The following is an 18,341-nucleotide window of genomic DNA, read 5'->3' as shown; positions in this document are numbered from 1 at the left end:
TGACAAACACGCCGCCAAGCTATGCGAATACACGTGCCGGAGGGTTGAAAATAATATATCGCAACCGTTCCATAACGAGATAATCTCCGTCGTCCTCCGTCCTCCCAAGGAGCCGGAAGCTAACCGAATTCGGAGGAGAAACCGAAGTCACATCAGCTTCCATCAGCGATGTTTTCCCGGATCAGGCGTACCGGGCCGATCAGGCCTGACGATGGCAACGGAGTATCAGCGTCATATGGGGTGGCGCCGAATGCCTTGCCCCCGGCACCGATCGTATCGAACACCGTCACCGGCTGCTTAAACCCTAAGCTGGGCGCATCTTCTGCAGTGAAGCTGATCCGCTTGGTCACGCCGGGCTGACGGTCGCCTACCACCCGGTTCACCCACAAATTGCTGGTCCGAACCTCTATCTTGTTCCTGCCTTGCTTCAGCAGGGGTAAGATATCGAGTTGGTAGGGCTTCGTCCATGCGATCCCCGCCGACCGGCCGTTGACCATCACTTCTGCAATGACTTCCACCTGGCCAAGATCCAGCTTGATGGAGCGCGCGCCGTTCAGCCAGGATTCGGGAATGTTCATACTTCTCGTATAGCTGGCCGTGCCGGAAAAATAGCGAACGCCTGGGTCGGATTCCTTGCTGAGGTCCCGCAACTTCCCCAGCGCCAGTTTGGCCGGTGCGCCCCGTCCCGGCTGGAAAGCGACCGACCAACCATCCGACATATCGGCCAACTGCTCGGATGTAACGGCTGGGACCGCGCGGGCTTCTGGTCCCTCTTTCTGGAAGACGACGAAGGTCGCGCCGAATGGATCGAAGGGAATGTCGACGATCGTGCGGCCATTTTCTGTTCGGTAGCTGGCCGGGCTCGCCTTGCCCGTGACGGGGTCCCATAGTTCCGGCGCCTTGCCTGCCGTGCGGAATGACCCCTTCACCGTCTGCGCACGATCCTTGCGATTGGCGACGAAGTAGATGTCGGAATCGCCCACATGACGATGAAGGAAGCGGATGTCCGCATCTGCCCCCTGGATCAGCTCGAAATCGGCCGCGATCTTCTCCCCGGCCAAAGCGGTGTCTGGCAATTTGGCTGCATAGACCCTGCCTGCGCCGATCCTGGCCACGCCCGTCGATGACGGCCAGAGTTCAGCGATGACGGTCCGAACCTTGGCCGGATCGTCGCTCAAGCTGGGGGAGCCAAGCGGGCGCTCGCCCACCAGCACCGCGCCCCCCCGCACCAGATCGCGCAACCGTTCCAGCGTGGGCAACGTCACCCACTGCACCTGCCCGCTCATGTAGAGCAGCCGCCATGACATGCCGTTTTCCGTCACCAGGCGACCGTCCTTGACGCTTATGCGGTTCTTCAGCGCATCGGCGTTGACATAATCATATTGCAGACCTTTCGGGATGGCCGGAGGCTCATCACCGAACAGAGCGACGATCGACGTGCCCTCGCCATAGAAAATGGCGATATCGTTGACGGCCTGCCCCTGCTGCAACAGGTGGGAAGCGCGGCCCAAATAGCTGATCCAAGGTCCGGCCTGCTCAGCCCATGTATCGTTGCGGTTGAACCAATGGCCAAATGGCCCCAGCACCAGGCCCGGCGCCTTGCCGATCAACGGTTGGTGAACGCTGCTATGCAGGATGAAACGGTTCACCCCGGCCAGCATCAGCAGGTCGGCATAGGGCTTCAGCACACGGGGCGAGAGGGACCATGGCGCCCCGGCTGCTGTGAGCGATTCCGCGGCCACCAGATTCTGGCCCCAGATATGCGCAACCGAAGCAGATTCCCGGATGTCGGCGAAGGGACGGGCCTGGAATTCACCGGGCGCGCCCCTGACCCACAGCGCCGCCATCGGCACGTCGGCCGACGCCTTCATTTCCATCCCATCCCCAATGACATGGGGTGAACCCTCATGGGATTCGCCGTAGCGGATCATGCCCACCTTATGCAGCTCCGCGCTCAGCCGGTCATAATGTTCTGTCTTCAGCAATTCCTGTTGCGTCCGACGGAAATCCCAAAGGAAACGATCGCTGTTTTCCGCGCTGTCCACGACATAGCCCGCCAGCGCAGGGAGATAGGAGACTGCGTCATAACCGCGCAACCGCTTGAACTGCTCCAACATGGCGGGCGTCCAATTGGCCGTTCCGGCTTCCCAACTGTCGAATATCATGTTGCTGACGCCGGACGGTCCCAGCCGACCTCCGCTCGCGTCGCGGTACTTATCCAGATATTGAGTGATATAGCTGGAGACGTCCGCGCCGTTCAGCTTGTCTACCTCCAATCCTGCGCCGCTTTCCTGAGCCGGGGCGTTATGCTGCCCCGTCAGCGAATAGCCAAAGCGCAGCACGACCCATTCCCCACGCGGCGCGGTCCAGTCCAACGATCCATCGGGCCGCAAATTGCTCGTCAGGTCCACCACATCGGCGGCACGCACCGCGCTTCCTCCGGCAGGCGTGGCGAGTGCGTAATAATCGTGCGAAACCTCAAATCCCGCCTTCTTCTCCCAAGCGTTGATCATCGGCGCACCCTGGAGCACGAGTTCCGAAATCAGCAGTTTACCTCCAGGCCCCCCGCCCACATTCAGGATGGCGTCCTTTTTGTCCTCTTGCCTCGCGGCCGGTGGAACCACGATCCGGAACAGCCGCGCCGTGGTTGCGAGCACGGATGTCGTGCGCTGCGGGCCAGCGCTTTCCAGATTGCTCACCATTTTCCACACGCGGCCGTCGTCGCTTGCTTCCAGCCGCACGTTCGGGCCGAGCCCGGCCCCGCCTGCGCCGCCCATGGAGGCATAGCCTCCAGTCGCGATCGCGATGGCCCTGACCGTCACCGGTCGGCCATAATCATATTGCACCCAAGAATCGCCACCCGGAGTCGCGGCGGTCAATTCGGTCGTCCGGACGACATCGCCATCCATCATCTGCTCGACAGGAAAAGTGCCGCCGCTTGCCGTGGCGACCGGGCGCGGCAGGGCATAGTGCGCAGGCAGCCGGAACGCGACCACCCTGGCATCCCGATAAAATGACATGCTGTTGCGCGGGTCGATACTGGCGTTGTTCTGGAACAGACCGGCGGTGCCGGGCGGTTGCGCCAGCTTGCCGGTGAAGCGCTTGCCGCCTTCGATCCGGGTCTCGCTCCAGACATATTTCTTCATGGCCTGTTCGGGCTTGACCCAGGGACCGCCGCTTTCGCTCCAGCCGGGAGACCCCGCCACGCCGATGTCCAGCTTTCGCGCGATGCTGCCATCCACGGCGTATTTGAAGGCGTCCTTCCACTCCGGGCTCATATATTTCAGCGGCGCTTCGATCACGCGGGGTGCGCCTACATCGACGTCGAACGCCTGATACCCGCCCAGTCCGATGCGCTGCATCCAGGATAGATCGGCATCAATGCCAGCCTTGCTGATCTGGCCGCTGTTCCAGTGCCACCATACGCGCGGCTTTGCGGCAGCAGGCGGGGTCTGGAATGCATCGATTGCGATGTCCTGTGCGGACACTCCGCCAGAATAGAGCAAAGCGAGGGCAAGCGCGCAGGACCCAAGCTTCATCTGCGAAAAACGTGCCAAACTATCCTCCCAAGGTTTTCATGCAGATCGAGACGTCCACCATTATCAATTCAAGAATTTATGCCCTTCGGACCGGCAAGGTCTATCCGCTGAAGGGACGGAGCGATGATCAGGCATAGCCATCATATCAGCCGCACGGATGCTGAAATGCCGCGGGTCGCGTCAGGGGCAATCCAGATGTCGAACAATCCGGCATCGGCTTCGTTGGCAAGATCTTCGTGGATATGAGCCAGGTCTTCCGACCGTAACTCGAACTCTACCATATGACTTTGCCCTGCCTCGATATCGACATGCTGGATGTTGCGCAGCACGCGCACCGGCTGCGTGATGCTTGCGACGCGATCATGAATATAGAGCTGCGCTACTTCGCGCTGGGTACGCTTTCCGCTGTTGGTGAGGGTGGCGCGCACCAATAATGTTTCGCCCTTGTGGACGGTATCGCGATCCAATTGGGTGGGCCCGTAGGATATGGGTGCATATCCCAGGCCATGACCAAAGGGGAACAACGCCTCGTTCGACACTTCCAGATAGCGCGCCTTGTGAGATTTTTGCGATGGATTCGTCTGGGGCCGTCCGGTCGGACGATGATTGTAATAATAAGGTTGTTGCCCGGCCGACTGCGGGAAGCTGACGGGCAATCGGCCTTGGGGCGCGTGATCGCCGAACAGGATGTCGGTAATGCCGTGCCCGGTTTGCGAACCAAGGAACCAGGTCGCAACTATGGCTTGTGCGTTCAGGCATTCGCCGGTCAGCGCCAGGCCGCGACCATGTTTGAGCAGGACGACCGTTGGCTTGCCCGTTCCCACCACCGCTTCCACTAGTGCCTGCTGGTGGGACGGAATGGTGATGGACACGGTCGACGCAGCCTCACCGCTGCGCGTCGTGCTTTCGCCCACGAACAGGACCGCAATGTCGGCTGCGGTCGCAGCCGCGATAGCGGCGTCGATGCCGCCGTCGATCGGCTGTGTCGGGGTGCACGCTCTCGTAAAGGATATTCGTGCGTCTGCACCCAGCGTGGAGCGCACACTTTCCTCAAGCGTCACGACTTTGCTGCTGTCGCCCGTAGCTGCCCACGCACCAAATGCGTGGACAGTGTCCGACACATAGGGGCCGATAAAAGCAAAGGACTTGCCCGATTTCGGCAGGGGAAGAAGGTCCCCCTCATTCTTCAGCAGCACGATGGATTTTCGCGCCGCTTCCCGCGCCAGCGCGACCATGGGGGGCGTGCCCTCGACCTGCGCACGGCGGTCGGGTGAAAGCGAGCGATAGGGGTTTTCGAACAGTCCCAGCGCCTGCTTCACGCGCAGCACGCGCCGTACCGCCTCATCGACGATGCGGATTGGCAAGCGGCCGGATCGGACAAGCGCAGGAATATGCTTGTTGTATAAACCGCTCTGCATGGACACGTCGCACCCGGCGGTCAGCGCCTTGATGACGGCGTCTTCCTCCTCCTCGGCAAAGCCGTGCGCGACCAATTCCTTTTCGGACTCATAGTCGGATACCACCAACCCGGGAAACTTCCACTGACCGCGTAGAATATCAGTCAACAAGTGTCGATTGCCGGTGGAGGGCACGCCGCCAATGTCGTTGAAGGCGGACATGACCGACAAGGCGCCTGCATCGAATGCCGCCTTGAAGGGGGGCAAATGGACCTGATGCAGCGCTACGTCGGAAATTTCGACGCTATTATAATCCATGCCGCCTTCGACCGCGCCATAAGCCGCGAAATGCTTGGGGCATGCGAGCATCCCGTCCTCGGCTTTGAGATCAGGCCCTTGGAAACCGCGCACCCGCGCCTGCGAAAGACGAGAGACCAACCATGGATCTTCGCCTGCCCCCTCGGTTACCCGACCCCAGCGTTGATCCCGCGCCACGTCGACCATCGGTGCGAAGAACCAGTGCAGACCGAATCCACTGGCCTCCTGCGCGGTAGCGCGCGCGGTGCGATAGCAGAGGTCCGGATCGAAACTGGCAGCTTCGCCCAAGGGTGTGGGATAGATTGTACGCAGGCCGTGGATGACATCGCCCGCAAAGATCAACGGTATGCGCAGCCGCGACTCCTCCACTGCGATCTTTTGGAGCGAGCGAAGGAAAGCCGGATCGTGCGAGCCGAAGAAACCAATAGCCCCGCCTGCGCGAACCATAGCCTGCACCTCTTTGACGCGCGGCGGCGGCCCGGTGACTGGATTGACTTCCGTGGCGAAAGGAGCCGTAAAGAGCGAGAGTTGCCCCGCCTTCTCCTCGATGGTCATCCGCCGGAGCAAGCTTTTGACAAAACGCCTGTCCGCCTCCTCACTGATCCTGATTGCGGACAGGTCGACCGGAATTGCCGCCAGCACAAGCGTCGCGGCGCTATGCATAAGAAGATGTCGACGCTGAAGGGTCAAGGGCATGGCAGCTCAAGTCTCTCCTACTGCGGCCAGGCTGGCGATCGTCACCGCGTGAATAACGTGCTTCCAGTCATTCCCTGCAGCGTTTCGGCCATGCAACTTTGCCTGAACGTGAGCCGTCATGGAACGGCGTGAGGCGAGCGATCGTAGCGGCCTCCCGACTGAGGAAAGAGCGAGATGTGGAATGGCACTGATAACCTCGCAGTTTGTTTGACCTGATTTGACACTTCAGCATTTTCCTATCAGAACGGCTTTAATTCCTACATTTATGGGGAGCCCAGGATGTACGGTGTATCGGTTCGATATCATGTCGGAGGTTAAGTATCTGAGCGCCAGCGCCCGATGAGGGCGCGGGCGCTGCATATGATCGTTCGCTCCCGGTTAATGACCCAGTTCCGAACAGAAACCAGATGCAATCAGAAGTTGGCTTTGTATTAGCTCTTAAATCTGATGCATTGCGGTGCAACAAGCACGAACGAAGTCGCCCCGTCGCTGTCCGCTGATGCTGCGGCTGTTGCAGGAAGCAGCAAATGCTCTTCACATCAGCAACCGGTCTGAGGATCGGTCCGTTATCCCGCTGGCGCTGCTCAGAAGCCGACCTGTCGGGAAGTATCAAATCGCCGCCCTCGCTTTCGGCGGTCTCCGACCAGCTCAGACCGTTCCGGCGCGGAGGCTGAAATATCCGTCGACGCCGAAACCGGTCCTTCTCCCCGCGTCGCTTGGGTTACCTAAACACCACCTGAGGTGATGATATCAAAAAAAGGGCCGGCTTCCAGCCGACCCTCATGATCCTCCCTTAATTGGAGAACCTCTGGGGGAGTAAGTAATATATGATCTAACCCGACTTGTCTAGTAAATAACAGACGTCTCGCGGGTAGGAGTCCAATTGATCTTCCGATCTGTGCAGTTGGAGGCTACGACAGGCCACTGGCCACGACCGTGCTTGAGTGGCCATAAGGGATAGATTGGAGCAATCTGTGAGCCATGCATTGGCTAACGGTTGAAAAAATGGCCGCCACTATACTGTGACGGCCACTTATTTTTATGATATCGTAAATTCTGATCAGCTCACCAGCGGAACGCAAGTGAAGCGCCGAATTCACGGGGGGCAGTCGCACTGATCGTGCGATAGCCCGAGACAAATGCGGTGTCGTCAGCAGCCGCCGTCTGCGCGATGCCTGCTGAAATATCGGTAATCCGCTTCTGGTTGAGCAGGTTCTTGACAAATCCTGTCAGTTCCCACTTCCCGTCGTCGCTGCGGACGCCCGCATAAACGTTCAGGATAGTGCGACTTTGATATCTATAGTTCTTCAGCTGCGAATAAACGCCTGGGCGATAGTTTATCAATCCCCGCACGAAGGGAGTAAAAGAGCCATCCATCGGTAAACGCAGCTCGGTGTTGGCTGACAGGCTGAAATTCGGCGTATCTGACAAGCGGTCTATATTGCAGAAGCTCACATTGCCAGGACCGGTGATTGCCGGTGTCCCTTCCGCATCTGGTGTTCCATCGCCGTTATAGTCGTTACATGGCAGCCTGGCATCATTGGCATAGCGCGCTTTCACATAGGCGGTGCTGACCGAAAAGTCCCAGTAAGTGGTTGGGTGTGCATCAAGGGTCAACTCGACGCCCTTGATCGTTGCATCACCATTATAATTGAAGTCAAATCCGCCGTCATTGACCCGATCGCCTGGGGTGCCAACAGGCGAAGCCGGGGGCACCGGACCACATCCACCGCCAAATTCAGCGGGCAGATTGGGGCAGTCATAAGTGATACCTGCAAAACGCGAAATGAAGCCGTCGATTTTCTGATAGAAGGCAGCGAATGCGAAATTAAGCTTACGGTCAAAGACCGAGCCCTTCGCACCTATCTCGAACGCGTCGGTTTTTTCGTCATCCGTTACGATGAGATCGTTCGACACCCCTACAGGCACCGACACGCCTGCGGTACCCGCGCGGAATGAACGATTATAGGCTGCATAGATGTTCAAGTCGTCGTTGACCTCATAGGTGAGGTTGACGCCACCAGTGAATGCATCCGTATTCCGATTGCTCAGCCCCGCTGGAATACCGTTCTGAGTTACCGTGAAAGGATCAATGGCAGGGATACCGAAAAGCGGGAGCCCAGGGTATCCAGGCGAGTTGATGATTACGTCGCTCACAAGTGTGTTGTTGATCTTGGTGTACCGCAAGCCGCCTTCGATTTTCAGACTACCAACACGGGCATGTCCGAACGCGTTGACAGACCAGGTTTCCACATCTGTTGGAACGATGACATCTACCCCAATAGGCAAGAACAAGCCAAAGGACGCGGGCGCAAATGCCGTGAAGAAGTTGTCTGCCCGCTGTGCCACTCTGGTTGTGCCAGTCTGCTTCTGGTAAAAAGCGCCCACGCCACCACCAAGCGAACCATCGTCGTTTGTCGAAAGCCGAAGCTCGAAGGTAGGCACCTTGAACGGTGTCTCGACGTGCTGAACGGCCGTATAGCCAGGGATAGCATTGGCGACGTCTTGATCACGTTGCTGGTCCAGTTTGGAATACTGATATGCAGCTAGCGCATCCAGCGAAACGGGTCCCATATCCCAATGGCCGTTGAAGGTAATTTGATGAGACCGGTTCTTGAACCGGGCCGGGCCTTCCATGACCGATGCATAATCATCGACACCTAAGGCCGGGCCTGACGTGCCTGCTGCGCCTGTCGAGCCTGCGCCCACGACCTGCGCATATTGCCGTGCGTCCGATTCAAGATATTGGTATGTCAGATAGGCAGTGAATGCCTCGCTCGGTTTGAAGCCGAGCGTTACCCGGCCGCTCATTGTGGTTGACCGTGAGCGGTCGCCATTGCTGATATTCTTAACCTGATTGATCTGGTTATGATCGACCAGGCCAGCAACGCGGATTGCAAATTTTTCCGAAAATGGCAGGCTCACGCCGCCCTGAAAGTTATACCCCTTGTCGTCTGTCGCGCTGGCTTGTGCATAGCCTGTAATCTCGTCAAAAACAGGACGGCGCGTAGTAATGGTGATAGCGCCAGCGGGCGAAGGAAGGCCACGTTCAAGACCCTGCGGACCGCGAAGAATTTCGATTTGCCCGATGTCATACAAAGCGGTGAAGACGGTCTGCGCGTCAGCGGGCACTTCATTGACGTAAGTCTGGACAGTGGGCCCAACGCCTGAATCTGGGTCAAAGGAAATACCGCGAAGGGTGGTCGTATTGTTACGGCCAGAAGTGTTCGTTAATTCAAGGCCTGGAGCCAGCTGCTGCACATCCTTTGTGTCGAACAGCTGCAGTTTTTCAAGCTGCTCACCGGTGGCGACATTCACAGACATAGGCACGTCAACGAGACTACGTGCATCACGAGTGGCAGTAACAACGATTTCTGTCGTCGTGACTGCACCTTCACCTTCAGTCCGCGTCTGACTGGGGGTGGTCGGAGCCGCGCCTTGCCCCTGGGCATACGCCAAAGCTGGCATCATGACAGCGCTGGCAGCGCAACACAGCATGAGACTGCGCTTCAATTGCTTTTTCAATGCATTCCTCCCTCTGATCAGCTCCATTAGATATGGAGCCTCGTTTGCAACCCACACCTAGGTCGTTAACGTGGCATTCTTAAGCCATCTTTTGTTGGATATGTATAATAGTGCTAAGAACTAGAGGATTTCCACCCGCGACAGAACAGCCATCGCCCTGTGCTGAAGCAAGCCCAGCACCGGAGAAACATCGGCAGTTCGCGAAGCCGCTCATTTGATACATCCTCTTCGAATGCAGGTTCTTATCGGCCGCCTCATTCTGAACATCTATTAAGAGTGGCATAGCCCGGTCAACTCAGGTGGCTCGCATGGGAACCGTTCGTAACATTTTTTCCAGATGTGTGTCTCAACATCCACACTTTGCTCGGCGGCCTTTAACCAAACCACAGGGGACGAAGCGCCCGCTGCGTGGCACCCAGAGCATCAAATCGAAGCCCGAAAGCGGCCTCGTTGGGCACATTGGCGGCCGAGGCCTCCTGCCGTTCGCTGTCCACCCTGAATACAAATACCCGGCACCAACTTGCCCGCCCTGGAGAGCGGCCAGACGGCGTTGAGGTGATCGAGGATGTCGGCGGCCATCAGGAAAGTCGATCGTGGGTGGTTAGCGGACTGTCTGGTTATTCGGCGATCAGTTCTCCAGAAGATGCTCTCGTTTCTGGGCTCCATCGTTCGCGCGCTTCCTTGATGTAATGGTGGTACCGATGGACGCGGCGACAATGCCGACTATGCCGAGCCATTTTGCCAGCGGTAGCTTTTCATCAAGAAGCAGTGCGCCCACCACCGCCCCGAGCGGCGCGCCTGCGTTACGCAGCTTGTCAGCAGCCGCGTGTGAATTAGCTTGGTCCATCACCTTAGCGGACTGATCTGAAAATTCGCGTCCATAAAGTCGATGCGGTCGACATTTATCAGCATGGCTGACGCGATCGACCTTCCCACTCTGGCGACGTTGCAAGTGCAGGCTGGGGCCGGGGTTTCTAATTTGCCGGAGCGTGTCGGGTTCTCCGCGGCCGCCCGCTATAGTCGGCTCATGTCCGCCTTTGGTCGCTTGTGCTGGGCGGCGTTTTCAGCGGGCCATGGCAGCTTTCCTGAGTCGGCCGTCACCAAGCTGCCGTTCCGGATCGGCCAGCTACTGTCGCTCTGCGATGCCACTGAGGCAAACGCCGAATGTCTGCTTGGGAAAAGAGCTGACATTCCGGTCTTCACTTTTGAACAGTAGCAAAGTCCCAAACCCAAGGCGTTGCGCACACCACGAAACCGACCCTTTGCGGCCGTTCAGTTGCCGATTTTCCGTTTCCAGGTGCGGCCCCGTCCGCTTTGCCATTCGTGCTTCGCCGTCGATCAGAAACTGGATCATGGGGGCAGCAATATCCGCGCCGGTTCGCATGTCAGTCATTTCCCCGGTCAGACCGGGCTAAGCGCCGTCCCGTGACCAACGTCTGGATGACGAACAGCAGGATCAGGATAAGCGCTATCGTACCTACGAACAGGTCACATCCCGACAGGACACCGAAATATCCTGGACCAGAGCCCAGGACCATCATCATCACCGTCAGCCCGATCAGCATCAGCCGCAATTCAGTGGGGCCAGTCGCCAGATAGGACAGCTTGAACTCTCCCAACACGCGAGCGGAAAGATAGGCATGGATCGACAGCAACAGATAGCCGGCCAGCGCCACCACGGCGACGTCCATGGTAACAAAAGGGCTGAGACCGATCCCAGCGAGAATCAGCAGCGTCGCGAAGCCGTCGCAGCTATGATCGATGAAATAGCCATAGGAGGGACGTTCGATCCGGCGAAAGCGCGCAATGCTACCATCCATCGAGTCCCCAAACCATTGGACAACATAGCCCGCGATGGCGAGCAGCAACCAGGATGAGCTCCCGACATAGCCCAGGAAGATCATAACCGCGCCGATCATGCCCAAAGCGGTGAGGCGATCAGGCGTGACCCATGGGGGCATTTGGGCGCAGAGCCAGTTGAGTAACCGCCGTTCCTTCGCGGCAAGCCAATTTTCTTGGACTCTGGATAGTGAGGCGACGTTCTGTAACTCGATTGTCATAGGCCCTTATGCGGCCATCGGCTTCGAGGGGCAACGTACGAATGGCGCCTCCCGCTAGACGTCAAACGCATGGTAGATCATGTCAATTTGCAATCCACGACCAAGCGGACCCTCACGAGCAGAATTGAAGCTGTCGCTAATGCCGGTACTCGCCGCGCCCGACGTCGCGAAAGTATCAGTGATCGCTCGCGGAAAAAGCTCCTATGCCAGTCTCCGCCCGCACCCGTTGCGCAGGATAGCCCGTCTTGTCGATCGCAGCGCGCCGGGAACGATCGAATAGCGAGATCAGCCAAATTGCGATGAAGCCCGCAGGAACTGAAAAGATCGCTGCTGAACTATAGGGGAATGGCGCAGTTCCGAGATCGAAGGTGTTGGTCCACACTGCTGGTGAGAGCAAAGTGAGCACAAAAGCAGTGAGCAGCCCGATTGTGCCGCCACATGCAGCGCCGCGTGTAGTGCATCCGCTCCAAAGCAGTGAGAGAATAAGCACCGGAAAATTCCCTGAAGCTGCTAGGGCGAAGGCCAGGCTGACCATGAAAGCGACATTTTGCTTTTCGAACACCAGGCCCAACAGCACCGCCAGTGCGCCAAGCGCCAGGGTGGTCAGACGTGACATGCGGAGTTCGTCTGCGGACGTAGCGTTGCCGTGTCTAAATACGGTGGCATAAAGATCATGGCTCACTGCCGAGGCTCCGGACAGCGTAAGCCCGGCCACGACAGCTAGGATAGTTGCGAAGGCGACCGCTGAAATGAAGCCAAGAAAGGCGTTGCCGCCGATTGCGTGCGCGAGATGGATGGCGGCCATATTGCCGCCGCCCCGCAGCGCTCCTTCTGCGTCTAGATAACTGGGCTCAGTCCCGACGAGCACGATCGCGCCGAAGCCGATGATAAAGGTGAGGATATAGAAATAGCCTATCCAGCCCGTAGCCCAGAGCACGGATTTGCGCGCTTCCTTGGCGTCAGGAACGGTGAAGAAGCGCATGAGAATGTGAGGCAGGCCCGCAGTACCCAACATCAGCGCCAGGCCAAATGAAATGGCGGAAACGGGATCCTTGATGAAGTTGCCCGGCGCCATGATCGAGCGGCCCTGCGCCGCAGCTTCAGCTCCGTCCACCCCCTTTGCTAGCGCGGCGCCTGCTTTCACCTCTACAGCGCGAGCAAAGAGGGCCTCAAATGAAAAGCCCATATGCGCCATGACCATGAACGCCATGAAGCTCGCCCCGCCGAGCAGCAGCACCGCCTTTATGATCTGGACCCACGTCGTGGCGCGCATACCCCCGAACAGCACGTAGAGCATCATGAGGGTTCCCACGATCAGCACAGCAACGGTATAGGGGAGACCGAACAGGAGCTTGATGAGCTGTCCGGCCCCGACCATCTGCGCAATCAGGTAGAAGCTGACAACCAGCAACGTGCTGATCGCGGCGAAACTGCGAACCGGCGCTTGGGCGAAGCGATAGGACGCCACATCAGCGAAGGTATATCGGCCCAGGTTCCGCAGCCGTTCCGCCATCAGGAAGAGCAGGATCGGCCAACCGACTAGGAAGCCTGTCGAGTAGATGAGGCCGTCATAGCCATCATTGAAAATCTGTGCCGAGATGCCGAGAAAAGAGGCGGCCGACATGTAGTCGCCAGCCATAGCCAAGCCGTTCTGAAAGCCCGTGATGCCACCGCCAGCCGTATAGAAATCCGACGCAGTGCGGGTTCTCGCGGCGGCGGCTTTGGTAATCCAAAGTGTCAGCCCGACGAAGGCCACGAACATGGCAATCGCCACCCAGTTGATCGGCTGACGCTGAGCTTCCCCCTCGAGCGCCGCAGCAAAACCTGGTGCCGACAGAAAGATCAATGAAAACGTGAGGGCAACCAACGCAGCCTTCATGCACCATGATCCTTCAGAATTTTCGCCATAGATGCGTCAAAATGGCGATTGGCGTAGACGACGTAGGTGGCAGTCAGAGCTACGGCGAGCAGGATAACGCCAAGGCCGACCGGAATACCAAGAGACGTAACGCCTCCCGCAATGGGCGTTCCCAGCAGCGCCTTGTCGAACGCGATCAGCATCAAATATCCTAGGAAGGTAAGGAAGATTATTGCCGACAGCCACCAGCTGAGCCGCGAACGACGTCTTACCAACATCACATAGCGGGTGTCGGCTGTTATAGCCGAAATCAGCGCCGCTTCCTCTCCATCGGTCATTCCCGCACCCCCCTTTGTTGCGTGACGATAGGGTTGAAGCATGGGATTGCAAGCTCGACCAACATACGCCGTTCGTCGATCGGGTGTAGAACGGCAGCTTGCGCCACAACCTTCCATTCGCTCAGAGGAAAGCCGTCCAGCAGTTAAGCGCCACTTCGCGACGTTCAGTTTGCGGGAAGCCCGATCTTGGAATCGGTCGTTCAACAGTTGCTCAGCAAGGCAGCGGGTCCTTCAGCGCTGCTTCTTAGCGATCGTCGCCGTGAAGTCCGGATCCTTGTTAGTCACCCAGTCCAATAATTTGCGCATGTTCGGATTATCCCCCAGGCCCGCCACCTCCATCCCGTGGCATGGAGTTCGAAATTGGTGATTGGGCAATCCGCGTCTGCTGGCAGATCGAGTGCATCGGCACGACATCGCGGCCTCCGCGGCTCTTGGGCACTGGGCGATGCCAGACGATGGTCTAGCCGGTCGGTCGACCACAAAGCCGGCAGAGCACGGCGCTGCCCACGCCTCTTTTTCTTGCGGGAGATGGTCATAAGGGTCGAGTTTCGAACGCTCGCGGCGGGTCATTGGCCCCGCGGCTACGGTCAGAGAAGCGCCGCCTTGTTAACGATCGAATTACCGTCGGTCGCCCTTCTCGACGTCAGTCTTGGCACCGAACATATGGCGGCGAGATTTTTGACGGGCGTCCCCACCGCCGGCAAGCCAACCAATGAACGCCGCTTGTTAGCTGCGTCAGATCAACTGCTCGGCGATTAGTCCCATACGGTAAGAAGAGAGCTCATGAAAATTGGCTGCTATTACACAGATAAACCGGCCAATGAGCAAAGTATATCATCAAGGATTATAATATCGACTAAATAGTCTACAAATTAATATTGAACAGATATGACTGCTATTTTTTCTTAATGATCGAACACGCGCGCTCTTGCAAAATTTTATTTATCTCCTATATGAACACCATCAAGGGCATAAGCAATGTAGGCGTCCTTGACTGAGAGACTATCGCGCTCCCGCTTACCAGGGAATTCGCACATGGATCTCAATCAACTCTATTCCGAACACCAGGTTTCATTGATGCGTGTCGCTGGCGCGCTTAGCGAGTCGGCCCGGCGCAAATATCTGTGCGCCGCCGGACTTGTTGGCGGTCAAATCTTTGAACTGCTCTCCTCGAAGAACGCGCCCGCTTCGGCGGGTTGGTCGCCCTGGGCGAATCGATTGGTCCCCATAGCAGGCCTGGCTGTCCCCGCATGACAAGAGATGCAACGGCGCCGGCGCGCCCCCGAAGGCGAGCATTCGTCAGTCGCGAGACGAAGGTCTCTCCCGAACAGGCAAGGCGGCAGGGCTTGATCACTCACCTTGCATTCGTGCTCCTCGGCCAGAAGGAGGCAATCCGCTTTCTGAACACCCACAACGTGTCCTTGGGCGCAAGGCCGCTCGATCTGGCGATCGCCGATCCGACCGGATACTCAACGGTGGAAAATGCAGTAAAGCTCCTCGCCCAACCCCCGGCTGGCGGCCGTCAGTGATCTCGTCAGCTGACCCCTGCTTGTGACGATCGGATAGAAAAATGGCTGTGGAACCCGCAGACGAAACCGAACTCATGGCTCGCTATGGCATCACCAAGGTGCCTGTATATTGCTTTCATCATCGTGACTGGCGATACTCAACTTTGAACGATGCGATCGCGCAGGCCAAGCGGGATGAAGCGGCGCTCCCGAAGTAAATAGAATGGGGGTGGGTGGCCAATTCCCACGCTAGCGCCATGCCAACTTTGTAATAGTTGGCGCCGCAGCAGGTTTCGATCGATGGTGTATTTGATCCGCCTAGCTCGATTTTGCATTTCCTTCGAATTGTGCTATCAGAACCTTGCTGAACGTCGCGTTTTGACGGATGTCGGGCCGCTTCGGCTCTCCCTTGTCCCTACATTGCCTCTTTTAAGCCGGAATGCGCGAATGGTCGTGCGTTTCCAAGACATGCGACAAGGAGACCGAGCATGATCACCGGAACAGTCAAATTTTTCAATGCCGACAAGGGCTATGGCTTCATCGCTCCTGAAAATGGCAGCAGTGATGCTTTCGTCCATATCTCTGCCGTTGAACAGGCGGGCATGCGCACCCTCGAAAAGGATCAGCGCGTCACTTATGATCTGGAACAGGACCGCCGCGGTAAGACCTCGGCTGCCAATCTCCAGGCAGCCTGAAAACGGCGCCGGGCGGCTGACGCTGCCCGGCGGCCTCAGGCCACTGCTTGAACACAGGACATTTCCCTGCATGAAAAGATATAAAGAGCCGTCCTTCCAGGAGCGTATCGCCTCAGCGGCACGTGCTCGGACGGCGGGTCTCCAGCAACTGCGCAACAAACCGCCCGTAGACCAAGCCGCTGCGGTGGCGAAGGCGGAACTCCGGCAGGCCAAAGAGGCCGCTGCGCGTGAAAAGCGCCAGAAGGCTTTGCTCATGGCCAAGGAACAAAAGGCTGCGAAACAGGCGCAGGCGCTTGAAGCGGCCGCTGCGAATGTCTCACGGCAAAAGCCTGTCCTTACGGAAGCTGAGCAAAAGGCTGCACGCGATGCGCGGTATCTCGCGCGGAAGAAGCGTGCGTCATCCTGACGCCGCCGCCTGCACCTATGTTGAAGCGGAAATCCGGAGAAGGATTCTGGAGCCCACCTGCATGTGGACATTGCCATAATCGAACATGTTGGGCCGTTTAATTTGCCCGGTTCGGCTGCAAGCTGTCCGTCATTACCCGCTTCAGGCTCGCATCACTGCGACCCTTAGCGCTTGAACCACGAATAATGCGGCGTACGCCGCGAGGTTATAAAGTGAACATTATGTTTCCGACCAATAGACGCGCCACCCTTCATCTGCCTTTTAGCCAGGGATCTGTGCCGCGGCCCGTCCGGGCCCGAGCGGCGGTTTTGTCCACTAGTGAGCTAAAGCAGATTGTTGCGGCGATGCTTGGCTGAACGTGAATATACCGGCAGCCCGACAGGCTGCCCTTTCGCAACTACTTAGGAGCCCCCATGAGCCGAGAAAAAGTCGCTCCCTTCCTCATCACAAAGGACCAAGATGGAAATTTCCGGCTCACCGTCCGGGAAACACGGTTTAATTCACAGGGCTATCCTCTCGTGACATCTCACCTGCAGGGGGAGAGCTTCAAGACGGCGGCTGCCGTCAGAAGCCACGCGCGCCTCGTGTTCAGGGCCGAGCCCGGGCAGTTTGCCACTAAGTGAAGCTTTTGACGGCGCACCAGAAATTGGACCTGACACTATCTTCATCTTGAGGATGGAGGATCGCGGCCGGCGCCCTCATACGCGCGCCGTAGCACTAGAGGAATAAGCCATGTTGGCATCGTCTGACGAATGCGCGACCATCCCGGTCGAATTGATCGGCATGGCAGAGCTTCCTGACGGAGGCCGGCTGCGCCTCTTACGCCGCGGTCAGGACTACTCCATCAGGTTCGGCAATAACGAACTGATGGGAAACCAGGTTCGTCATTCGGAAGAAGCGCTTGCCACTCTGACGTGTCAGCGCGTCACCGAAGGAGATGCGCGGGTTCTCATCGGTGGTTTGGGCATGGGCTTCACGCTCGGCGCTGCTTTGCGATCACTGCCGCCCACCGCCGAGATCATGGTAACAGAACTCATCCCTGAGATCGTGAACTGGGCGAAAGGCCCTTTGTCCCATCTCTTTCATGATTATCTCTCCGACCCCCGTGTCGTCCTTGAACTGGCCGACGTTCATGATGTGATTGCCAGCGCCGAAGCTAGGTTCGACGCCATTATGTTGGACGTCGATAACGGCCCTGACGGGCTGATCCATCTTGCGAACGAACGCCTCTATTGCAATTGGGGGCTGCGCACGGCCCATGCAGCGCTCAAGCCGGGGGGCATTCTGGCGATCTGGTCGGCCTATAGCGACGATGCATTTGTCGCACGCCTCGAAAGCAACGGTTTTGATGTGGATGAAGTTGAGGTAGCAGCGGTGGTCGACGGAGAAAACACAATCCACACTGTATGGCTTGCTTCAAAGCGGCCTTAATCCGGCTTCCCGTCAGGGGCGAAGTCGCTTGGCTCCCTCCAGTGCTTCCCGACGGATTACGTTGATGAGTTTCCGGAGAGCATGGGCGTGAACTTCATGCCCGTTCCTCTTTAAGGAACAAGATGACGCCGATGCCTCCTTCAGCGCTTTCGTTTTGCGAGATTGGAGACGATTGATCTTATCCATGGCCTATCTCCGCAGCTGGTAAGGGGGAGCTGCCGCGCGATATGCGACGGCGATCGGATGACTTCGCCCCATATTAGTTTGTTTTTCATCCGGGCACGAAATGCTTCAGCATCCCGGGGGAGCCGTTCAGATGGAGGCGCTCGCCGCCCGAATTCGCGAGATCATCGAAAGCAAAGGGATCTCACCAAAATAGTCGGCCGATAGCGATCCATTGGATTGCTATTCACTGTAGCGATAAAGATAACCGCATGCGACTGGCAGCTATACCCGCATTTGCATCCACAACCGGAAAATCGGATATCGGCCAGACTTGAGGTGCGTATATTGAATAGCTGCCGTTCCGGACCTAGGGATCGAGATCTGGCCTTTGTACGGTAAACAAGA

Annotated in this window: 14 protein-coding genes and 1 pseudogene; 7 read left to right on the top strand and 8 right to left on the bottom strand. The window is 57.8% G+C overall.

Annotated features, from left to right (window positions below):
• Window positions 1-152: 152 nt before the first annotated feature.
• The 4 genes from SPHS8_RS19085 to SPHS8_RS19070 form a co-directional block, all read right to left on the bottom strand.
• On the bottom strand, window positions 153-3,557 hold the full coding sequence (locus SPHS8_RS19085; protein WP_201516769.1) for a glycosyl hydrolase: 3,405 nt from the start codon (window positions 3,555-3,557) through the stop codon (window positions 153-155).
• A 122-nt stretch (window positions 3,558-3,679) separates the two neighbouring features.
• The gene (locus SPHS8_RS19080) at window positions 3,680-5,917 is read right to left on the bottom strand and encodes a glycoside hydrolase family 3 N-terminal domain-containing protein (RefSeq protein ID WP_236575270.1); all 2,238 of its coding nucleotides are present in this window, start codon (window positions 5,915-5,917) and stop codon (window positions 3,680-3,682) included.
• 1,098 nt (window positions 5,918-7,015) lie between these two features.
• Window positions 7,016-9,475 carry a TonB-dependent receptor gene (locus tag SPHS8_RS19075; protein ID WP_201516767.1) on the bottom strand — a complete coding sequence of 820 codons (2,460 nt, stop codon included), beginning with the start codon at window positions 9,473-9,475 and terminating at the stop codon, window positions 7,016-7,018.
• A gap of 628 nt (window positions 9,476-10,103) precedes the next feature.
• Window positions 10,104-10,322, bottom strand: coding sequence for a hypothetical protein (locus SPHS8_RS19070; RefSeq protein ID WP_201516766.1), 219 nt, complete (start codon window positions 10,320-10,322; stop codon window positions 10,104-10,106).
• A 63-nt stretch (window positions 10,323-10,385) separates the two neighbouring features.
• On the opposite strand from SPHS8_RS19070, the gene SPHS8_RS19065 reads away from it, so the two are divergent.
• Window positions 10,386-10,691: a hypothetical protein gene (locus tag SPHS8_RS19065; RefSeq protein WP_201516765.1), complete on the top strand. Its 306-nt coding sequence runs from the start codon at window positions 10,386-10,388 to the stop codon at window positions 10,689-10,691.
• Between the two features lie 169 nt (window positions 10,692-10,860).
• Here SPHS8_RS19065 and SPHS8_RS19060 read toward each other — a convergent pair whose 3' ends face one another.
• From SPHS8_RS19060 to SPHS8_RS20530, 4 genes and pseudogenes are all read right to left on the bottom strand, one after another.
• Entirely contained in the window at window positions 10,861-11,535 is a 675-nt protein-coding gene (locus SPHS8_RS19060; RefSeq protein WP_201516764.1) for a CDP-alcohol phosphatidyltransferase family protein, read from the bottom strand.
• A gap of 175 nt (window positions 11,536-11,710) precedes the next feature.
• The gene (locus SPHS8_RS19055; RefSeq protein ID WP_201516763.1) at window positions 11,711-13,414 is read right to left on the bottom strand and encodes a cation acetate symporter; all 1,704 of its coding nucleotides are present in this window, start codon (window positions 13,412-13,414) and stop codon (window positions 11,711-11,713) included.
• The gene (locus SPHS8_RS19050; protein WP_201516762.1) at window positions 13,411-13,731 is read right to left on the bottom strand and encodes a DUF485 domain-containing protein; all 321 of its coding nucleotides are present in this window, start codon (window positions 13,729-13,731) and stop codon (window positions 13,411-13,413) included. The genes SPHS8_RS19055 and SPHS8_RS19050 overlap by 4 nt, the downstream gene beginning before the upstream one ends.
• A gap of 231 nt (window positions 13,732-13,962) precedes the next feature.
• A pseudogene (locus SPHS8_RS20530) lies at window positions 13,963-14,301 on the bottom strand (hypothetical protein).
• Between the two features lie 465 nt (window positions 14,302-14,766).
• Here SPHS8_RS20530 and SPHS8_RS19045 point away from each other — a divergent pair.
• The 6 genes from SPHS8_RS19045 to SPHS8_RS19020 all read left to right on the top strand — a co-directional run bounded on the left by SPHS8_RS19045 (window position 14,767) and on the right by SPHS8_RS19020 (window position 17,771).
• The gene (locus SPHS8_RS19045; protein ID WP_201516761.1) at window positions 14,767-14,985 is read left to right on the top strand and encodes a hypothetical protein; all 219 of its coding nucleotides are present in this window, start codon (window positions 14,767-14,769) and stop codon (window positions 14,983-14,985) included.
• A gap of 92 nt (window positions 14,986-15,077) precedes the next feature.
• Window positions 15,078-15,260, top strand: coding sequence for a hypothetical protein (locus SPHS8_RS19040; protein ID WP_201516760.1), 183 nt, complete (start codon window positions 15,078-15,080; stop codon window positions 15,258-15,260).
• Between the two features lie 41 nt (window positions 15,261-15,301).
• Complete coding sequence (locus SPHS8_RS19035) at window positions 15,302-15,457, top strand: hypothetical protein (protein ID WP_201516759.1); 156 nt, start codon at window positions 15,302-15,304, stop codon at window positions 15,455-15,457.
• Between the two features lie 270 nt (window positions 15,458-15,727).
• On the top strand, window positions 15,728-15,934 hold the full coding sequence (locus SPHS8_RS19030; protein ID WP_201516758.1) for a cold-shock protein: 207 nt from the start codon (window positions 15,728-15,730) through the stop codon (window positions 15,932-15,934).
• 70 nt (window positions 15,935-16,004) lie between these two features.
• Entirely contained in the window at window positions 16,005-16,340 is a 336-nt protein-coding gene (locus SPHS8_RS19025; RefSeq protein WP_201516757.1) for a DUF6481 family protein, read from the top strand.
• A gap of 732 nt (window positions 16,341-17,072) precedes the next feature.
• On the top strand, window positions 17,073-17,771 hold the full coding sequence (locus SPHS8_RS19020) for a spermidine synthase (protein ID WP_201516756.1): 699 nt from the start codon (window positions 17,073-17,075) through the stop codon (window positions 17,769-17,771).
• Window positions 17,772-18,341: the final 570 nt, after the last annotated feature.

The organism is Sphingobium sp. S6 (assembly GCF_905120495.1).
Taxonomy (GTDB): Bacteria; Pseudomonadota; Alphaproteobacteria; order Sphingomonadales; family Sphingomonadaceae; genus Sphingobium; species Sphingobium agri.
Note: the sequence above shows the minus strand (reverse complement) of the source record. Positions and strands in the feature narration are given on the sequence as shown.